Source organism: Streptomyces sp. NPDC051105, assembly GCF_040682795.1.
Lineage (GTDB): Bacteria > Actinomycetota > Actinomycetes > Streptomycetales > Streptomycetaceae > Streptomyces.
Genome location: NZ_JBFBBR010000019.1, coordinates 1 through 15,985, shown reverse-complemented (window position 1 = coordinate 15,985; position 15,985 = coordinate 1). Strand labels below are relative to the sequence as shown.

Here is a 15,985-nt window from a genome sequence, read left to right as displayed (position 1 = left end):
CGGCAGGCGCGGGAGGGCGGCACGGCTCGGGCTGATGCTCGTGCCCGTCGCGTTCTTCGCGGTCTTCTTCGCGTGGCCGGTCGCGGCGATCGTCACGCGCGGGCTGAAGGTCGACGGGGTGTGGCGGTTCGGGCGGATCGCCGAGGTCGTCGGGGAGTCCGACATCCGGCACGTCATGTGGTTCACCACCTGGCAGGCGCTCGCCTCCACCGCGCTCACCCTGCTGGTGGCGCTGCCGGCCGCCTATGTCTTCGCCCGCCTGGACTTCCCGGGCAAGCAGGTGCTGCGGGCCGTGGTCACGGTGCCCTTCGTGCTGCCGACGGTGGTGGTCGGTACGGCGTTCCTGGCCCTGGTCGGCCGCGGCGGACTGCTGGACGAACTGTGGGGCGTACGACTGGACACCACCGTCTGGGCCATCCTGCTCGCGCACGTCTTCTTCAACTACGCGGTCGTCGTACGGACCGTGGGCGGACTGTGGGCCCAACTGGACCCTCGGCAGGAGGAGGCCGCGCGGATGCTCGGCGACTCGCCGCTGGGCGCCTGGCGGAAGGTCACCCTGCCCGCGCTGGCGCCCGCCGTGGCCGCCGCCGCGCTGATGGTCTTCCTGTTCACCTTCACCTCCTTCGGGGTGGTCCAGATCCTCGGCGGGCCGACCTTCTCCACCCTCGAAGTGGAGATCTACCGGCAGACCTCCGAGATCTTCGACCTCTCCACGGCAGCCGTCCTCACGATCGTGCAGTTCGTCGCGGTCGGTGCGATCCTCGCCGTGCACGCGTGGACGGTACGGCGGCGGGAGAGCGCGCTGCGGCTGGTGGACCCGTCGGTGACGGCACGCCGGCCGCGCGGGGCGGGGCAGTGGGCACTGCTCGGCGGGGTCCTCGCCACCGTCGCCGTACTCCTCGTGCTGCCGCTGGCCGTGCTGGTACGGCGGTCGCTCGACGGGGGGTTCGGCTACTACCGGGCGCTGGGCGCCGCCGACGGGGGCACCTTCCTGGTCGCGCCCGTCCAGTCGGTGGTCAATTCACTCGAATACGCCGTCGCGGCCACCGCCATCGCCGTGGTGATCGGCGGCCTCGCAGCCGCCGCGCTGGCCCGGCGGGACGCGGGGCGGCTGGTACGGGGCTTCGACGCGCTGCTGATGCTGCCGCTCGGGGTGTCCGCGGTGACCGTCGGCTTCGGGTTCCTGATCGCCCTCGACAAGCCGCCGCTGGACCTCAGGCAGTCCTGGATCCTGGTGCCGCTCGCACAGGCACTGGTCGGGGTGCCGTTCGTCGTACGGACCATGCTGCCCGTGCTGCGTGCCGTGGACGAACGGCTGCGGGAGGCGGCGGCCGTACTCGGGGCCTCACCGTGGCGGGTGTGGCGGGAGGTCGATCTGCCGATGGTGCGGCGGGCGTTGCTGGTCGCGGCCGGGTTCGCCTTCGCGGTGTCGCTGGGGGAGTTCGGGGCGACGGTGTTCATCGCGCGGCCGGACAACCCGACGCTGCCGGTGGCCGTGGCGCGGTTGCTGTCCCGCCCCGGTGATCTCAACTACGGCCAGGCGATGGCCCTTTCCACGATTCTGATGGTGGTGTGCGCGGTGGCGCTGCTGGTGCTGGAGCGGCTGCGGACCGACCGAACGGGGGAGTTCTGATGCCGCTTCTCGAACTGGAGCAGGCCACCGTGCGGTTCGGCGGGCGGCCCGTGCTCGACGCCGTGGACCTCCAGGTCGCCGAGCACGAGGTGGTGTGTGTGCTCGGGCCCAGCGGGAGCGGCAAGTCGACGCTGCTGCGGGTGGTGGCGGGTCTGCGACCGCCGGACGAGGGGCGGGTGCTGCTCGACGGACAGGATCAGACGCGGGTACCGGCCCATCGGCGGGGGGTCGGGCTGATGTTCCAGGACCATCAGCTGTTCCCGCAGCGGGACGTGGGCGGGAACGTGGCCTTCGGGCTCCGGATGCGTGGCGCCGGCAAGGAGCAACAGGCCGAGCGGGTCGGCGAGTTGCTGGAACTGGTCGGGCTGCCGGGGGCCGCTCGGCGGGCGGTGGCCGGGCTCTCCGGCGGTGAGCAGCAGCGGGTGGCGCTCGCGCGGGCGCTGGCGCCCCGGCCCCGGCTGCTGATGCTCGACGAACCGCTGGGACAGCTCGACCGCTCGCTGCGGGAGCGGCTGGTGGTCGAACTGCGGGAGCTGTTCGGCCGGTTGGGCACGACCGTGCTCGCGGTCACCCACGACCAGGGCGAGGCCTTCGCGCTGGCCGACCGGGTGGTGGTGATGCGGGACGGCCGGATCGCCCAGTCCGGCACGCCCCTCGATGTCTGGCAGCGGCCGGCCGACGAGTTCGTGGCGCGCTTCCTCGGCTTCGGCAACGTGGTCCCGGCGACCGTCGAGGGCTCGGTCGCGGTCACGCCCTGGGGGAAGCTGCCGCTGCCCGGGAACGCGCCCCAGGGGTCCCGCACCGTACTGGTACGGCCCGCGGGTGTGCGGCTCGTGGCGGCCGAGGCGGGGCTGCCCTGCACGGTGACCGCCCGCACCTTCCAGGGCACCCATGTCACCGTCCACCTCCAGCCCCAGGATGGCCCGCGCCTGGAGGCCGCCTGCGCGTTGCGGGAGGCGCCGGAGGCCGGGGACGCGGTGGGCGTCGAGTTCGACGCGGCGGAGACCGTCGTACTGGACTGAGGCTCTTCAGGACACGGCCGAGGCCCGTCCCCCGGGGATACGGGGACGGGCCTCGACGGTGTACGAAGCGGTGTACGAAGGCGGGTGCGTCAGCTTCCGCTGTTCGCCCCACGACGGCGCATGCCGAACCACACGGCGCCGCCGCCGACCACGACCAGCGCGCCCGCGACGCCGGCGATCAGACCGGTGTTCGAGTTGGCACCGGTCTCGGCGAGGTTCGACTCACCGACCGCCGGGGACGGGGCGTTGTCCGACGTGCCCGCCGGAGCGGTGCTGCTGCTCTCCGAGGCCGACGGGGTCGGGGAGTCGGACTCGGCCGGGGTGGACTCCGACGGCGACGGCGTGGCCGAATCCGACGGGGACGGGCTGGAGCTCTCCTCGCCCTTGCAGGCGGTGGACGAGGTCGTCAGGTTGGGCGTGATGTCCTTGTCGATCTGGATCTTGCCGCTGTCGACCTTGACGTGGACGCGGTACACCGCGTTCGGCTGCCAGTCCTCGGAGAAGGTGACCGGGGTGCCCTCCTTGGAGCCCTTGACGGTCTGGGCGTCGCCGACCTGCTTCGCGTCGCCGCCGTTGCTCTCGAGGAAGACGGTGATCGTGGCCGGAGTACCGGAGGCGTCGGTGTCGGTGACCGTAATGACGCCGTTGGAGCCGTCGCAGGTGGCTTCGGCGGAGAAATCAGAGATGTTGCACGCGAGGGCGGAACCGGAGACGCCGAGCGTCAGCGCGGCCGACGCAGCGGCAACTCCCAGGATGCGCACGGAACGACGTGCACTGCGGCGGGATATGGACACGTTTGTCCTTACTGGGTGCATAACTGCGGGGGGTTTGCGGGGAAGTTGACGCAACGTGAGGTGAGGCATCAGCAACCCCAGGAGGCTCACAGGTCTATAAGTGTGCCGTAAGTAGTGTCAATGCATATGCGGTCCACGGGTGTTGACTTTGCCTGCTTATTAACCACTGAGACGTTTCAGTGCCACGGAAGCCTGCTCGATCCGGTCAACCAGGGCGATACGGGACGCCATGGGCCGCTCCCGGGCAAGCGAGGTCAGCAGCTGCCAGGCCGGCAGCCTCTCGCTCCAGTGCGCCTCGTTCACGAGCACCATCGGCGTCGGTTCACCCCGTGACTCGTAGTAGTTGGGCGTCGCGTTGTCGAAGATCTCCTGTACGGTCCCGGCGGCGCCCGGCAGGAACACCACACCGGCGTTGGAGCGGGCCAGCAGACCGTCCTCGCGGGTGGCGTTGGCGAAGTACTTGGCGATGTGCGCGGCGAAGGCGTTCGGCGGCTCGTGGCCGTAGAACCAGGTGGGGATGCCGACCGAGGGACCGCCGTCCGGCCAGCGCTCGCGGACCTCGAAGGCGGCCCGCGCCCAGTCGGTGACGGACGGCCGGAACGACGGCGCCTTGGCGAGGAGCCGCAGCGCCTCCTCCAGCATCCCGTCGTCGAAGGGCGCCGCGTACGCGCCCAGGTTCGCCGCCTCCATCGCGCCCGGGCCACCGCCGGTCGCCACCGTGAAGCCGGCCCGCGCCAGCTCCCGGCCGAGCCGGGCGGCGCCGGCGTACTCCACCGTGCCGCGCGCCATCGCGTGTCCGCCCATCACACCCACCACCCGGGCGCCGACGAGGAGCTCGTCGAGCGCGTCGGAGACCGCGTCGTCGTGGATCGAGCGCAGCATCGAGGCGAATATGTCGCCGTCCGCCTTGGTCCCCTGGAACCAGGCGTACGAACGGGCGTCCGGGGTCGCCTCGTAGCCCTCGCCGAGCGCGTCGAACAGCTCGTCGGGCGTGTAGACGAAGGCGCGGTAGGGGTCGAAGGGGAGGTCCGGGACGGGCGGGAAGACGAGGGCGCCCGAGGCGCGGACCCGGGCGGCGGCCTCGTCCGACATCGGGCAGCCGAGGAAGACGGCGCCCGCGGCGTCGGTGGTGAGCAGGACATCCGTACGGTCCGTCAGGTCGACGGCCTGGACGCGGTACTGGGCGAGCGTGCCGTGCGCGGCGACGACCTCGTCGAACTCGGCGAGGGACTCGATCTCACGGTCGCGGGCGGCACGGTGGGGCTGGGGCTGGGCGGGTGTCGGATGCACCCGCCCATGCTGGCACAGCTGTTCGTAGGGATTCGGAGGGATTCACCGGGCCCCGGGGAGAAGGAGCGGGCGGGGCCGGGCCGGTCGGTCAGCCCTGGACCGCCGCCGGGTCCATCCACACGACCTCCCAGCTGTGGCCGTCGAGGTCGTCGAAGGAGCGGCCGTACATGAAGCCCTGGTCCTGGACGTCGTCGTTCGCCGTGCCGCCGGCCGCGACCGCCTTCTCCACCAGTTCGTCGACCTTCTGGCGGCTCTCGGCGCTCAGGCAGATCAGCACCTCGCTGGTCTTCGTCGAGTCCGCGATCTCCTTCTTCGTGAAGTCGGCGTAGCGCTGCTTGCTCAGCAGCATCGCGATGATCGTGTCGCTGATCACGACACAGGAGCAGTCGTCGGTGCTGAACTGCGGGTTGATCGAGTAGCCGAGCTCCGTGAAGAACTTCCGCGACGCGGCGACGTCGTTGGTGGCCAGGTTCACGAAGATCATCTGCTGGTACATGGGGGTCTCTCCCTCGGGTGTCGTGCCGTTCGGGGGGTCAGACCGCGGGGTGGCCCGAAAGTCATCGGTGGGTTCGCGTTTTTGTGCGGTGACTTTCGTCCGGCCGCTCAGCGCGCGAGGGGCAGCGCGGCGAGGTCGGCGACCAGCAGGGTGAGAGGGACGAAGAAGGCCAGTAGGGCGCCGGAGCGCAGGGCCGCGGCGCTGCGCAGCACCGTGGCCGGGGCGCCGAGGCGGAGCAGGGCCTCGGTGGTGTCGGCGCGGGACTGGCGGGCCTCCACGGCGGCGGTCAGGAGAGTGGCCAGCGTGCAGCCGGCGACCACGGCACCGCCGAGTGCGGTGAGCGGGCCGAAGGCGAGGGTGCCGCCGTCGTCGTAGAGCGTGCGGGCCGCGAAGGCCGCCGACGCCACCGCGCAGACGACGCCGAGGGGGCGGCCGATGCGGGTGGCCTCCGCCATCAGGACGCGGCCGGCCAGGAGGCGGAGGGCGCCGGGGCGGGCGGTCTGGAGGAGGCGGCCGCAGAGGTGGGTGAGGCCGGGGGCGGCGAGGATCAGGCCGAGGGCCGTGAGGGTCCAGCCGGCGAGGACCCCGACGGGGCCTACGGCCAGGCCGCCGGGGAGGGTGGTCCGCGGGGTGGCTTCGGTGGCGCCGGCGTAGGACTCCACGGCGAGGCCCGCGGCGAGCACGGCGATGCCCCAGGGGAGGCCGGTGGGGGACTTCGCGACCCCGATCAGCTCGGGGACGTCCGCGGGGGCCGGGAGGGTGGGTTCGCCGGCCGGCGCTTGCGGGGTGCCGTCCCCGGAGGGGACGTCCGCGGCGGCTGCCTGGGCCGTCTCGGCGGCGTGGCTGCCCGTGGGCGGCGGTACGGACCGGGGCGAGGAGGGGAAGAGGCGGGCGCCGAAGCGGCCGTACGTTCCGAAGGTCTCCCGCCGCGCTGTCGTGTCGTAGGCCCCGAAACGGCCGTAGATGCGCGCCCGGCCCGCCCGGCCCGGCAGGTCCCTGGGGCGGAGGGTCACCGCCACCGCCGTGGACGCGAGCACCGGGAGCACGGCCAGGAGCGTCAGGGCCGCCGGGACGGGCAGGGACCGGTTCGCCGCCAGGAAGTCCTTCGCCGCGCCGTCGAAGGGCATGCCGGTGAGGTCGCCGCGCAGGTGGAGGAAGACCAGGAGGGCCAGCAGCGAGCCCAGGGTGCACGCCAGGGCCGTGTTCAGGGCGGCGATGGCCATCAGCCGGGCCGGGCCCAGGCCCAGTGCGGACAGGCCCGGGCGCGGCTTGGTGCCGGGGTCGGTGCGGGCCACCGCGATCGCGAGGTACACCGTGGCGGCGAGCGGGATCGCACACCACGACAGGCGCAGCAGGGCGGCCGTGGAGTGGGCCGGGTGGACCATCGCGTAGCCGAGGGCGGACAGCAGCAGGAAGCCCGTGCCGGCGGCCGCCGTGGCCACCAGGAGGCGGCGCAGGTGGACGGCCGGGCGGGCGGCGCGGGTCAGACGGAGAGCGAGCACTCGGCCCGGCCCTCCGCTTCGGGGACCGGCGGCAGGTGGACCGTGTTCACCCGGCGCCCGTCCAGGAGCGAGATCTTGCGGTCGGCGAGGGCCGCCGTCTCCGCGTCGTGCGTGGCGAGGACCACCGTGATGCCGTGCGAGCGGGCCGCCGTGGTGAGGGTGCGCAGCACATGGGCGCAATCGGCGCGGTGCAGCGGTGCCGTCGGCTCGTCCGCGAAGAGGATCGTGGGGGCGGGGGCGAGGGCGCGGGCGATGCAGACGCGCTGGCGTTCGGCCTGCTGGAGCTTGGCGGGGTGGCTACGGGCCATGTCGCCGATGTCGAGGCGCTCCAGCCACTCCAGTGCGGCCACCTTGGCCCGGCGGCGGCCGGTGCCGCGCAGCATCAGGGGCAGGGCGGTGTTCTCCCAGACGTTCAGCTCGGGGACCAGCGCCGGGGCCGGGTCGATCCAGCCGAAGCGGTCGCGGCGGAGCCGTTCGCGGGTGAGCGGGCCCATGCGGTGCACGGCCGTGCTGTTGAACCAGACCTCGCCGCGCTGTACCGGGACCAGACCGGACAGGCACCTCAGCAGCGTGGTCTTGCCGCTGCCGCGCGGCCCGCTGACGGCAAGGATCTCGCCCTCCCGCACGCCGAGCGAGACACCGGCGACACCGGGCGAGCCGTCCGGGTGGCAGAAGTGCAGGGAGCGTGCCCACAGCACGTCGTTGTCCGGCGGGGCCTCCATGGGCGTACACCTCGGTTCTGATCCGTTTTCCCGTCTTCGATCCCCCGTCCGGGGGAACGAAGGCCGGGGCGATCGGTCACGTGCACGCTAGGCAGGTCGGCGGGCCGAGCCCGGACAGCACACGGCCCCGGGCCGCCGTTCTCACTCGAACGGACGGCTCCGGGGCCGGATCGGACCGCTGATCCGATGATCAGAGCTTCGTCCACGCCTCCGTCAGCGTGGCGCGCAGGATCTGCTCGATCTCGTCGAAGGTCTCCTGGTTGGAGATCAGCGGCGGGGCGAGCTGGATGACCGGGTCGCCGCGGTCGTCGGCACGGCAGTACAGGCCGTTCTCGAACAGGGCCTTGGAGAGGAAGCCGTACAGGACGCGCTCGGTCTCCTCGTCGTTGAAGGACTCCTTCGTGGCCTTGTCCTTGACCAGCTCGATGCCGTAGAAGAAGCCGTTGCCACGGACGTCGCCGACGATCGGCAGGTCGTGCAGCTTCTGGAGGGTCGACAGGAACGCGCCCTCGTTGTCGAGCACGTGCTGGTTGATGCCCTCGCGCTCGAACAGGTCGAGGTTGGCGAGGCCCACGGCCGCCGACACCGGGTGGCCGCCGAAGGTGTAGCCGTGCAGGAAGGTGTTGTCGCCCTTGTAGAACGGCTCGGCGAGCCTGTCGGAGATGATGCAGGCGCCGATCGGGGAGTAGCCCGAGGTCATGCCCTTGGCGCAGGTGATCATGTCCGGGACGTAGCCGAACTTGTCGCAGGCGAACATCGTGCCGAGGCGGCCGAAGGCGCAGATGACCTCGTCGGAGACGAGCAGCACGTCGTACTGGTCGCAGATCTCGCGGACCCGCTGGAAGTAGCCGGGCGGGGGCGGGAAGCAGCCGCCCGCGTTCTGCACGGGCTCCAGGAAGACCGCGGCGACGGTGTCGGGGCCCTCGAAGAGGATCTGCTGCTCGATCTGGTCGGCGGCCCAGCGGCCGAAGGCCTCCGGGTCGTCGCCGAAGAGCGGGGCGCGGTAGATGTTGGTGTTCGGCACCTTGTGCGCGCCCGGGACGAGGGGCTCGAACGGCGCCTTCAGAGCCGGCAGGCCGGTGATCGACAGGGCGCCCTGCGGGGTGCCGTGGTAGGCGACCGCGCGGGAGATGACCTTGTACTTGGTCGGCTTGCCCTTGAGCTTGAAGTACTGCTTGGCGAGCTTCCAGGCGGTCTCCACGGCCTCGCCGCCGCCGGTGGTGAAGAAGACCTTGTTCAGGTCGCCGGGGGCGTAGTCCGCCAGGCGCTCCGCCAGCTCGACGGCCTTCGGGTGGGCGTACGACCACACCGGGAAGAACGCCAGCTCCTGGGCCTGCTTGAAGGCGGTCTCGGCGAGTTCCGTGCGGCCGTGACCGGCCTGGACCACGAACAGACCCGCGAGACCGTCGAGGTAGCGCTTGCCCTTGTCGTCGTAGATGTAGGTGCCCTCACCCCGGACGATGGTCGGGACGGGCGAGTTCTCGTACGAGGACATGCGGGTGAAGTGCATCCACAGGTGGTCGTACGCGGTGCGGCTGAGGTCCTTCTGGGTCACGGTTATCGGGTTCCCCACATGTAGGTCTGCTTCTTCAGCTTCAGGTAGACGAAGCTTTCGGTGGAGCGCACGCCGGGCAGCGCCCGGATGCGTTTGTTGATGACGTCCAGCAGGTGGTCGTCGTCCTCGCAGACGATCTCCGCGAGGATGTCGAACGAGCCCGCGGTCATCACCACGTACTCGACTTCCGACATGGCGGTCAGCGCGTCCGCGATCGACTCGACATCGCCCTCGACGTTGACGCCGACCATCGCCTGCCGGCGGAAGCCCACGGTGAGCGGGTCCGTGACGGCGACGATCTGCATCACGCCCTGGTCCAGCAGCTTCTGGACGCGCTGGCGCACGGCCGCCTCCGACAGGCCGACGGCCTTGCCGATCGCGGCGTACGGCCGGCGGCCGTCCTCCTGGAGCTGCTGGATGATGGCGAGGGAAACGGCATCCAACTGGGGAGTGCCGTTCCTGGACTCGCGGGACGAGTCCCTCTGGTCTGCGCTTCGACTGGCCACGACCTCACTGTGCACGACGTCTCGGCGGTTCCGCAAGGCCGTATCGATGAAATTCGTTGTTTGGGGTACCCGGTATTGCGGATTTCGCAGAGACGGCGGCCGTGGGGGTGTTGAAAACGTGGGATCTCGGATTACTGTGGGTGTCTCAGTCAATGGACACCCGAACTTGGAGGGCCGGCAGTGAGCACCGAGCTGCGTCGTCTGCGCAATTACATCGACGGTGAGTTCCGGGACGCCGCCGACGGACGGACCACGGAGGTGGTCAACCCGGCGACGGGCGAGGCGTACGCGACGGCGCCCTTGTCGGGGGCGGCGGACGTCGACGCGGCCATGGCGGCCGCCGCCGCGGCCTTCCCGGCGTGGCGGGACACCACGCCCGCCGAGCGCCAGAAGTACCTCCTCAAGATCGCCGACGCGTTCGAGGAGCGCGCCGAGGACCTCATCGCGGCCGAGGTGGAGAACACGGGCAAGCCCATCGGGCTCACCCGCTCCGAGGAGATCCCGCCGATGGTCGACCAGATCCGCTTCTTCGCGGGCGCGGCGCGGATGCTGGAGGGCCGGTCGGCCGGCGAGTACATGGAGGGGATGACCTCCATCGTCCGCCGCGAGCCGGTCGGTGTCTGCGCGCAGGTCGCGCCGTGGAACTACCCGATGATGATGGCCGTGTGGAAGTTCGCCCCGGCGCTCGCCGCGGGCAACACGGTCGTGCTGAAGCCGTCCGACACCACCCCGGCGTCGACCGTCCTGATGGCCGAGATCCTCGGCGGCATCCTCCCCAAGGGCGTCTTCAACGTCGTCACCGGCGACCGTGACACCGGCCGTCTGATGGTCGAGCACCCGACTCCGGCGATGGCCTCCATCACCGGCTCCGTACGCGCCGGCATGCAGGTCGCCGAGTCCGCGTCCAAGGACCTCAAGCGGGTCCACCTGGAACTGGGCGGAAAGGCGCCGGTCGTCGTCTTCGAGGACACGGACATCGCCAAGGCCGTCGAGGACATCTCCGTCGCGGGCTTCTTCAACGCCGGCCAGGACTGTACGGCCGCCACCCGGGTCCTCGTCCAGGAGTCCATCCACGACGAGTTCGTCGCCGCGCTCGCGAAGGCCGCGGCCGAGACGAAGACCGGGCAGCCGGACGACGAGGACGTGCTGTTCGGTCCCCTCAACAACCCCAACCAGCTGAAGCAGGTCTCCGGCTTCATCGAGCGGCTCCCCGCCCACGCCAAGGTCGAGGCCGGCGGGCAGCGGGTCGGTGACAAGGGCTACTTCTACGCCCCGACCGTCGTCTCCGGGCTCAAGCAGGACGACGAGATCGTCCAGAACGAGGTCTTCGGTCCCGTCATCACCGTCCAGTCCTTCACGGACGAGGACCAGGCCACCGAGTGGGCCAACGGCGTCGAGTACGCGCTGGCGTCCTCCGTGTGGACCAAGGACCACGGGCGGGCGATGCGGATGTCCAAGAAGCTGGACTTCGGCTGCGTGTGGATCAACACGCACATTCCGCTGGTCGCGGAGATGCCGCACGGCGGGTTCAAGAAGTCCGGGTACGGCAAGGACCTGTCGGCGTACGGGTTCGACGACTACACGCGGATCAAGCACGTGATGACGTCGCTGGAGGGCTGATCCTGGCTGCGGCCGCGTGGGGGCTGGTCGCGCCCACGCGGCCGCAGCCGCACATCGACAGGGGTGCCCCTTTCGGGGCGCTTGCGCTGCCCGGGGTGGGGAAGTCCCCGGTGACCCGGTGCGTAACGCCGTGTTGACCTAGGTCATCGACAGGGTGTCCGGTCCGTCTCAGGGGCTCGACGCAGCGTCGATTGCCCGGCCACAGGAAGGCGCGACATGCTTCAGGTGTGCCCCAGACCTCTCCTCGGACGCCCGCGCTCTCCCGTCGCTCCCTGCTGCGCGCGCTCGGCGGCACCGCCGCACTCGGCGCCCTGGCCGGCTGTGGGGTGCCCGCCGCCTACGTCAAGGCCGGCGACCGCGCCGTGACCGACCTCTCCGCCCAGGACCACAAGCTGGTCTTCGCGAACTGGCCGCTGTACATCGACGTGGACGACGACAACCCGAACAAGCGGCCCACCCTCGACGCCTTCGAGAAGCGGACCGGGATCTCCGTCGACTACATCGAGGAGATCAACGACAACGACGAGTTCTTCGGCAAGATCAGCCCGGCCCTGATGAACCACCAGTCCACCGGCCGCGACCTGATCGTCATCAGCGACTGGATGTGCGCGCGGTTCGTCCGGCTGGGCTGGGTCCAGAAGATGGACCGCGCCCACCAGCCGAACGTGGCGAAGTACCTGGACCCGCTGCTCCGCTCGCCCGCCTTCGACCCGGGCCGCCTCTACACCGTGCCGTGGCAGTCGGGCATCACCGGCATCGCGTACAACCGCAGGAAGCTGGGCCGCGAGATCCGGCACGTCAAGGACCTGTGGGCGAGTGACCTCAAGGGCCGGGTGACCCTGCTCTCCGGCCTCGACGAGGCGTTCGCGCTGCTGATGCAGGGCAACGGCGTGGACATCACCAAGTGGACGGCCGACGACTTCTACGACGTCTGCGACGAGGTGGAGAAGCAGGTCGCCCGGGGCCAGATCCGCCGCTTCACCGGCAACGACTACACCAAGGACCTGGTCAGCGGCGACGTCCTGGCCTGCCAGGCGTACTCCGGCGACGTCATCCAGCTCCAGGCCGACAACCCCGACATCCGCTTCCTCGTCCCGGAGGAGGGCGCGGAGCTGTGGTCCGACTCCCTGATGATCCCGGACCGCGCCGACCACAAGGCCAACGCCGAACGCCTCGTCGACTACTACTACGAGCCCGAGGTCGCCGCGGAGTTGGCCGCCTGGGTCAACTACGTCTGCCCCGTCCCGGCGGCCCAGCAGGTCCTCGCCGCCTCCAAGGACAAGGACACCGCGGCCCTCGCCGAGAACCCCCTGATCTTCCCGAACGCGGCGATGCGCAGGCGCCTGGCCATCGCCCGCGACATCACGTCGACCGAACGCGTGGCCTTCGCGAAGCGGTGGAACGCGATCGTGGGGTTGTAGCCGGTACTCCGGAGGACGAGGCGCGACTCCCCCCTCAAGCGGGTGCCGCCGCGTCACGACGTGGACCGGTACAGCCGATCGGCTGTACCGGTCCCTGGAGCAGTTCGGCTACCCGACCGGGGTCGGGGGCAGCGGCTCACGGGCTGCGTGCCAGGCAGGGGGGAGCGCGGCGACGCCCGTGCGAGCGGCGATCACCCCGCCCGCGATGGCGCAGGTGGTGTCGATGTCGCCGCGCCCGGCGACGGTGAACCACAGGCCCTCGTGCAGGTCGTCGAGGTGTCCCGCCGCGCACCAGAGGGAGTAGGGGACGGTGTCGGGCCCCGACATCCGGTAGCCGGAGCCCAGGACCTCCGCGGCGTGGCGAACCGAGGTACGTGCCGGCATCCGGGCCGCGATCCGCACTCCCGACCGGACGTCGCTGTCGGGGAGTCGCGCGGCGACGGCCTGCAGGAAGTCCGGACGCGCCGGCGCGGGCCCGCCCCGGCTGCGCGTTGCCAGCGCCGCGGCGAGGGCTACCGCCACCGCCCCGGCGACCGCCTCCGGATGGTGATGCGAGACCACGCTCTGGCGGGCGGCCTGCTCGGCGACGGCGTCGAGGTCGGCGGCGTGCCAGGCGCCGAGCGGGGCGACGCGCATGGCCGCGCCGTTGCCCCAGGAGCCCTGGCCGCCGAACTGTCCGGCCACTACCTCCTGCCAGGGCTCGCCCGCGCCGATCCGGCGGAGCACGTCGTGCATCGAGGCTCCGTAGCCGCGGTGCGTGTCGTCGGCGTAGGCCTCGGCGAGGCGGAGGGCGAGGCGGTCCTGGTCGACGATGCCGCCGCCCTCGGCGAGTTCCCGGACGAGAACGAGCGCCTGGGCGGTGTCGTCGCTCCACCGCCACAGGGGCTCCGGGGGCAGGATCCGCGCCTCCCAGGCTGCCGGGCCTTCGTGGCGCAGGATGCCGAACCAGCGGTCACCGAAGGCATCACCGAAGGCGAGCCCGGACAACGAGTCCAGCGCGGCGGTAGGCAGGTTGATCATCGGAGCAGTATCACAAGGCAACGGCCCCCTGGCACTCCGATTTCGGCGCGGCCCTGTTGCGGCCACGTTTCCGACGCCGCCCTCGCCGCGGACGATGATGGAGAAATGATGGCTGCCATGAGGGTGGGCCCCCTCGCCGCGGAACCCAAGGGAAAGGGACTCGTCGACGAGGTAGGGGAAAGCGCCGGGCAGCCGCGTTCGGTGCCGCGCGCCACCGCGTAACCGTACACGGACCGCCTGTCCCGCCGATTCCGGGTCGAATTCGCGCCCGTCCGGGAATGGGCCTCGTCCGTTCCGGTCGGCTCGGAATCCTCTGCCCTGCCGCCGGTCGTCGGGCCTGCCGGCGACCCGGTGCCGGACGCTCTCCGCCGGTGCGGGTCGCCTCCCGTGCGGCCGGGTGCTGAATGGCTAATGCATCTAAAAAGGAGACGGAATGGCTCAGGCCATTTCAGGTGCGGAGGGCGCCGCAATCGGCGTCAAGCGCATGTTCTGACATCGTGTCCTGATGGATAAATGATGTCATTACAAACGTTGACCCCCGGGGTTCATGGCGGTTCCATCTCGTCATGGGAAACAGCCGCGTTAACGGCATGTGTCCCGTAGCGCCTGCGTAGCCAGTCGCCTCCTTCTCCTCCCCGTCGCACAGTGAGGTGCCGGAAGATGGATCGCTCGTCGTACCCCCGCTCCCGCAGAATCGCCCCCGTCGTCGCCGCGGCGGCAGCGGCCGCGCTGCTCGTCGCCGGATGCTCCAGCAACTCCGGAGGCAAGAAGGCCGAGGAGGCCGACAGCGGCGTCTCGGCCGGCAAGGCCACCACCGCCCGTATGACGGTCGCGATGATCACGCACGCCGCGCCCGGTGACACCTTCTGGGACACGATACGCAAGGGCGCCGAGGCGGCCGCCGCGAAGGACAACGTCAAGCTCGTCTACTCCAGCGACCCCAGCGGCCCCAACCAGGCCAGCCTGGTGCAGAACGCGATCGACCAGAAGGTCGACGGCATCGCGGTCACCCTCGCCAAGCCGGACGCCATGAAGGCCGTGGTCGCCAAGGCCGAACAGGCCGGCATCCCGGTCGTCGGCTTCAACAGCGGCGTGGCCGACTGGAAGAAGCAGGGTCTGCTCGAGTACTTCGGCCAGGACGAGAGCATCGCCGGAGAGGCCTTCGGCCGCAAGCTGAACGAGGCCGGCGCCAAGCACACGGTCTGCGTGATCATGGAACAGGGGCAGGTGTCCCTGGAGGCCCGCTGCGCCGGGGTGAAGAAGACGTTCGAGGGCAAGACCGACATCCTCTATGTCAACGGCACCGACATGCCGTCCGTGAAGTCGACGATCACCGCCAAGCTCAAGACGGACCCGTCCATCGACTACGTGACGACCCTCGGTGCTCCGTTCGCGATGACCGCCATCCAGTCCATCGCCGACGCGGGCGGCAAGGCCAAGCTCGCCACGTTCGACCTCAACAAGGACGCGGTCGGCGCCATCAAGTCGGGCAAGATCCAGTGGGCCGTCGACCAGCAGCCCTACCTGCAGGGCTACCTGTCGGTCGACTCCCTGTGGCTCTACAAGAACAACGGCAACTACAGCGGCGGCGGCGAGGCGCCGGTGCTGACCGGGCCGGCCTTCGTCGACAAGACCAACGTCGCGAAGATCGCCGAGTTCGCGGCGAAGGGAACCCGGTGATGAGTACGGTCCAGAGCGCGGCCCCGGCGACGGACGCCCCGTCGCCGACTCCACCGGCCCACCAGAAGGACGGGCGGACAGCCGAACGGTCCCGGGCTGTCCGGCTGTTGGCCCGGCCCGAGGTGGGCGTCTTCCTCGGTGCCGCCGCGGTGTACGTGTTCTTCCTGATCGCGGCTCCGCCGGTGCGCGACGGCTCCTCGATGGCGAACATCCTGTACCAGTCGTCGACGATCGGGATCATGGCGCTGCCGGTGGCGCTGCTGATGATCGGCGGCGAGTTCGACCTCTCGGCCGGTGTCGCGGTGGTCAGTTCGGCGCTCACCGCGAGCATGCTCGCCTACCAGCTGACCATGAACGTCTGGGCGGGCGTGGTCGTCGCGCTGCTGGTGTCGCTGGCGATCGGCTTCCTCAACGGCTGGCTGGTGGTCAGGACGGGGCTGCCCAGCTTCCTGATCACCCTGGGCACCTTCCTGATCCTCCAGGGCGCCAACCTCGCGGTCACCAAGCTGGTGACCGGCAATGTCGCCACCGACGACATCAGCAACATGGACGGCTTCGGCCAGGCGCAGCAGGTCTTCGCGTCCTCCTTCCACGTCGGCGGCGTCGAAGTGAAGATCACCATCGTCTACTGGCTGGTGTTCGCGGCCATCGCCACCTGGGTGCTGCTGCGCACCAAGTACGGCAACTGGATCTTCGCGGTCGGCGGCAACAAGGAGTCCGCCCG

General features: G+C 70.7%; 14 protein-coding genes. 6 read left to right on the top strand and 8 right to left on the bottom strand.

Annotated features, from left to right (window positions below; genetic code table 11):
* Window positions 1-34 precede the first annotated feature (34 nt).
* Window positions 35-1,633, top strand: coding sequence for an iron ABC transporter permease (locus AB0N16_RS35125; RefSeq protein ID WP_365803947.1), 1,599 nt, complete (start codon window positions 35-37; stop codon window positions 1,631-1,633).
* Window positions 1,633-2,655: an ABC transporter ATP-binding protein gene (locus tag AB0N16_RS35120; RefSeq protein WP_365803945.1), complete on the top strand. Its 1,023-nt coding sequence runs from the start codon at window positions 1,633-1,635 to the stop codon at window positions 2,653-2,655. The genes AB0N16_RS35125 and AB0N16_RS35120 overlap by 1 nt, the downstream gene beginning before the upstream one ends.
* Window positions 2,656-2,744: 89 nt before the next feature.
* On the opposite strand, the gene AB0N16_RS35115 is transcribed toward AB0N16_RS35120, so the two are convergent.
* The 7 genes from AB0N16_RS35115 to AB0N16_RS35085 all read right to left on the bottom strand — a co-directional run bounded on the left by AB0N16_RS35115 (window position 2,745) and on the right by AB0N16_RS35085 (window position 9,535).
* On the bottom strand, window positions 2,745-3,470 hold the full coding sequence (locus AB0N16_RS35115; protein WP_365803943.1) for an LAETG motif-containing sortase-dependent surface protein: 726 nt from the start codon (window positions 3,468-3,470) through the stop codon (window positions 2,745-2,747).
* Window positions 3,471-3,608: 138 nt separating this feature from the next.
* Window positions 3,609-4,739 carry a Rossmann fold nucleotide-binding protein gene (locus AB0N16_RS35110; protein ID WP_365803941.1) on the bottom strand — a complete coding sequence of 377 codons (1,131 nt, stop codon included), beginning with the start codon at window positions 4,737-4,739 and terminating at the stop codon, window positions 3,609-3,611.
* An 88-nt stretch (window positions 4,740-4,827) separates the two neighbouring features.
* Window positions 4,828-5,235 (bottom strand): VOC family protein, encoded by a 408-nt coding sequence (locus tag AB0N16_RS35105; protein WP_365803939.1) that lies wholly within the window; start codon window positions 5,233-5,235, stop codon window positions 4,828-4,830.
* 107 nt (window positions 5,236-5,342) lie between these two features.
* The gene (locus AB0N16_RS35100; protein WP_365803937.1) at window positions 5,343-6,737 is read right to left on the bottom strand and encodes a hypothetical protein; all 1,395 of its coding nucleotides are present in this window, start codon (window positions 6,735-6,737) and stop codon (window positions 5,343-5,345) included.
* On the bottom strand, window positions 6,719-7,459 hold the full coding sequence (locus AB0N16_RS35095; RefSeq protein WP_365803935.1) for an ATP-binding cassette domain-containing protein: 741 nt from the start codon (window positions 7,457-7,459) through the stop codon (window positions 6,719-6,721). The genes AB0N16_RS35100 and AB0N16_RS35095 overlap by 19 nt, the downstream gene beginning before the upstream one ends.
* A gap of 190 nt (window positions 7,460-7,649) precedes the next feature.
* Window positions 7,650-9,032, bottom strand: coding sequence for an aspartate aminotransferase family protein (locus AB0N16_RS35090; protein WP_365803933.1), 1,383 nt, complete (start codon window positions 9,030-9,032; stop codon window positions 7,650-7,652).
* Window positions 9,017-9,535, bottom strand: a complete 519-nt coding sequence (locus AB0N16_RS35085; protein ID WP_089098474.1) for an Lrp/AsnC family transcriptional regulator — start codon at window positions 9,533-9,535, stop codon at window positions 9,017-9,019. Before AB0N16_RS35085 ends, AB0N16_RS35090 begins: the two co-directional genes overlap by 16 nt.
* A gap of 165 nt (window positions 9,536-9,700) precedes the next feature.
* Between AB0N16_RS35085 and AB0N16_RS35080 the strand changes: the two genes are divergently transcribed.
* Complete coding sequence (locus tag AB0N16_RS35080; RefSeq protein WP_365803931.1) at window positions 9,701-11,140, top strand: gamma-aminobutyraldehyde dehydrogenase; 1,440 nt, start codon at window positions 9,701-9,703, stop codon at window positions 11,138-11,140.
* A gap of 227 nt (window positions 11,141-11,367) precedes the next feature.
* A complete protein-coding gene (locus tag AB0N16_RS35075) occupies window positions 11,368-12,561 on the top strand; it encodes an extracellular solute-binding protein (RefSeq protein ID WP_365803929.1) in 1,194 nt (397 codons plus the stop codon).
* Window positions 12,562-12,669: 108 nt separating this feature from the next.
* On the opposite strand, the gene AB0N16_RS35070 is transcribed toward AB0N16_RS35075, so the two are convergent.
* Window positions 12,670-13,581 (bottom strand): ADP-ribosylglycohydrolase family protein, encoded by a 912-nt coding sequence (locus AB0N16_RS35070; protein WP_365803927.1) that lies wholly within the window; start codon window positions 13,579-13,581, stop codon window positions 12,670-12,672.
* A 660-nt stretch (window positions 13,582-14,241) separates the two neighbouring features.
* Here AB0N16_RS35070 and AB0N16_RS35065 point away from each other — a divergent pair.
* Window positions 14,242-15,261: a sugar ABC transporter substrate-binding protein gene (locus AB0N16_RS35065; protein WP_365803925.1), complete on the top strand. Its 1,020-nt coding sequence runs from the start codon at window positions 14,242-14,244 to the stop codon at window positions 15,259-15,261.
* The coding region (locus tag AB0N16_RS35060; RefSeq protein ID WP_365803923.1) for an ABC transporter permease at window positions 15,261-15,985 on the top strand (725 nt) is incomplete at its 3' end. The genes AB0N16_RS35065 and AB0N16_RS35060, both read left to right, overlap by 1 nt.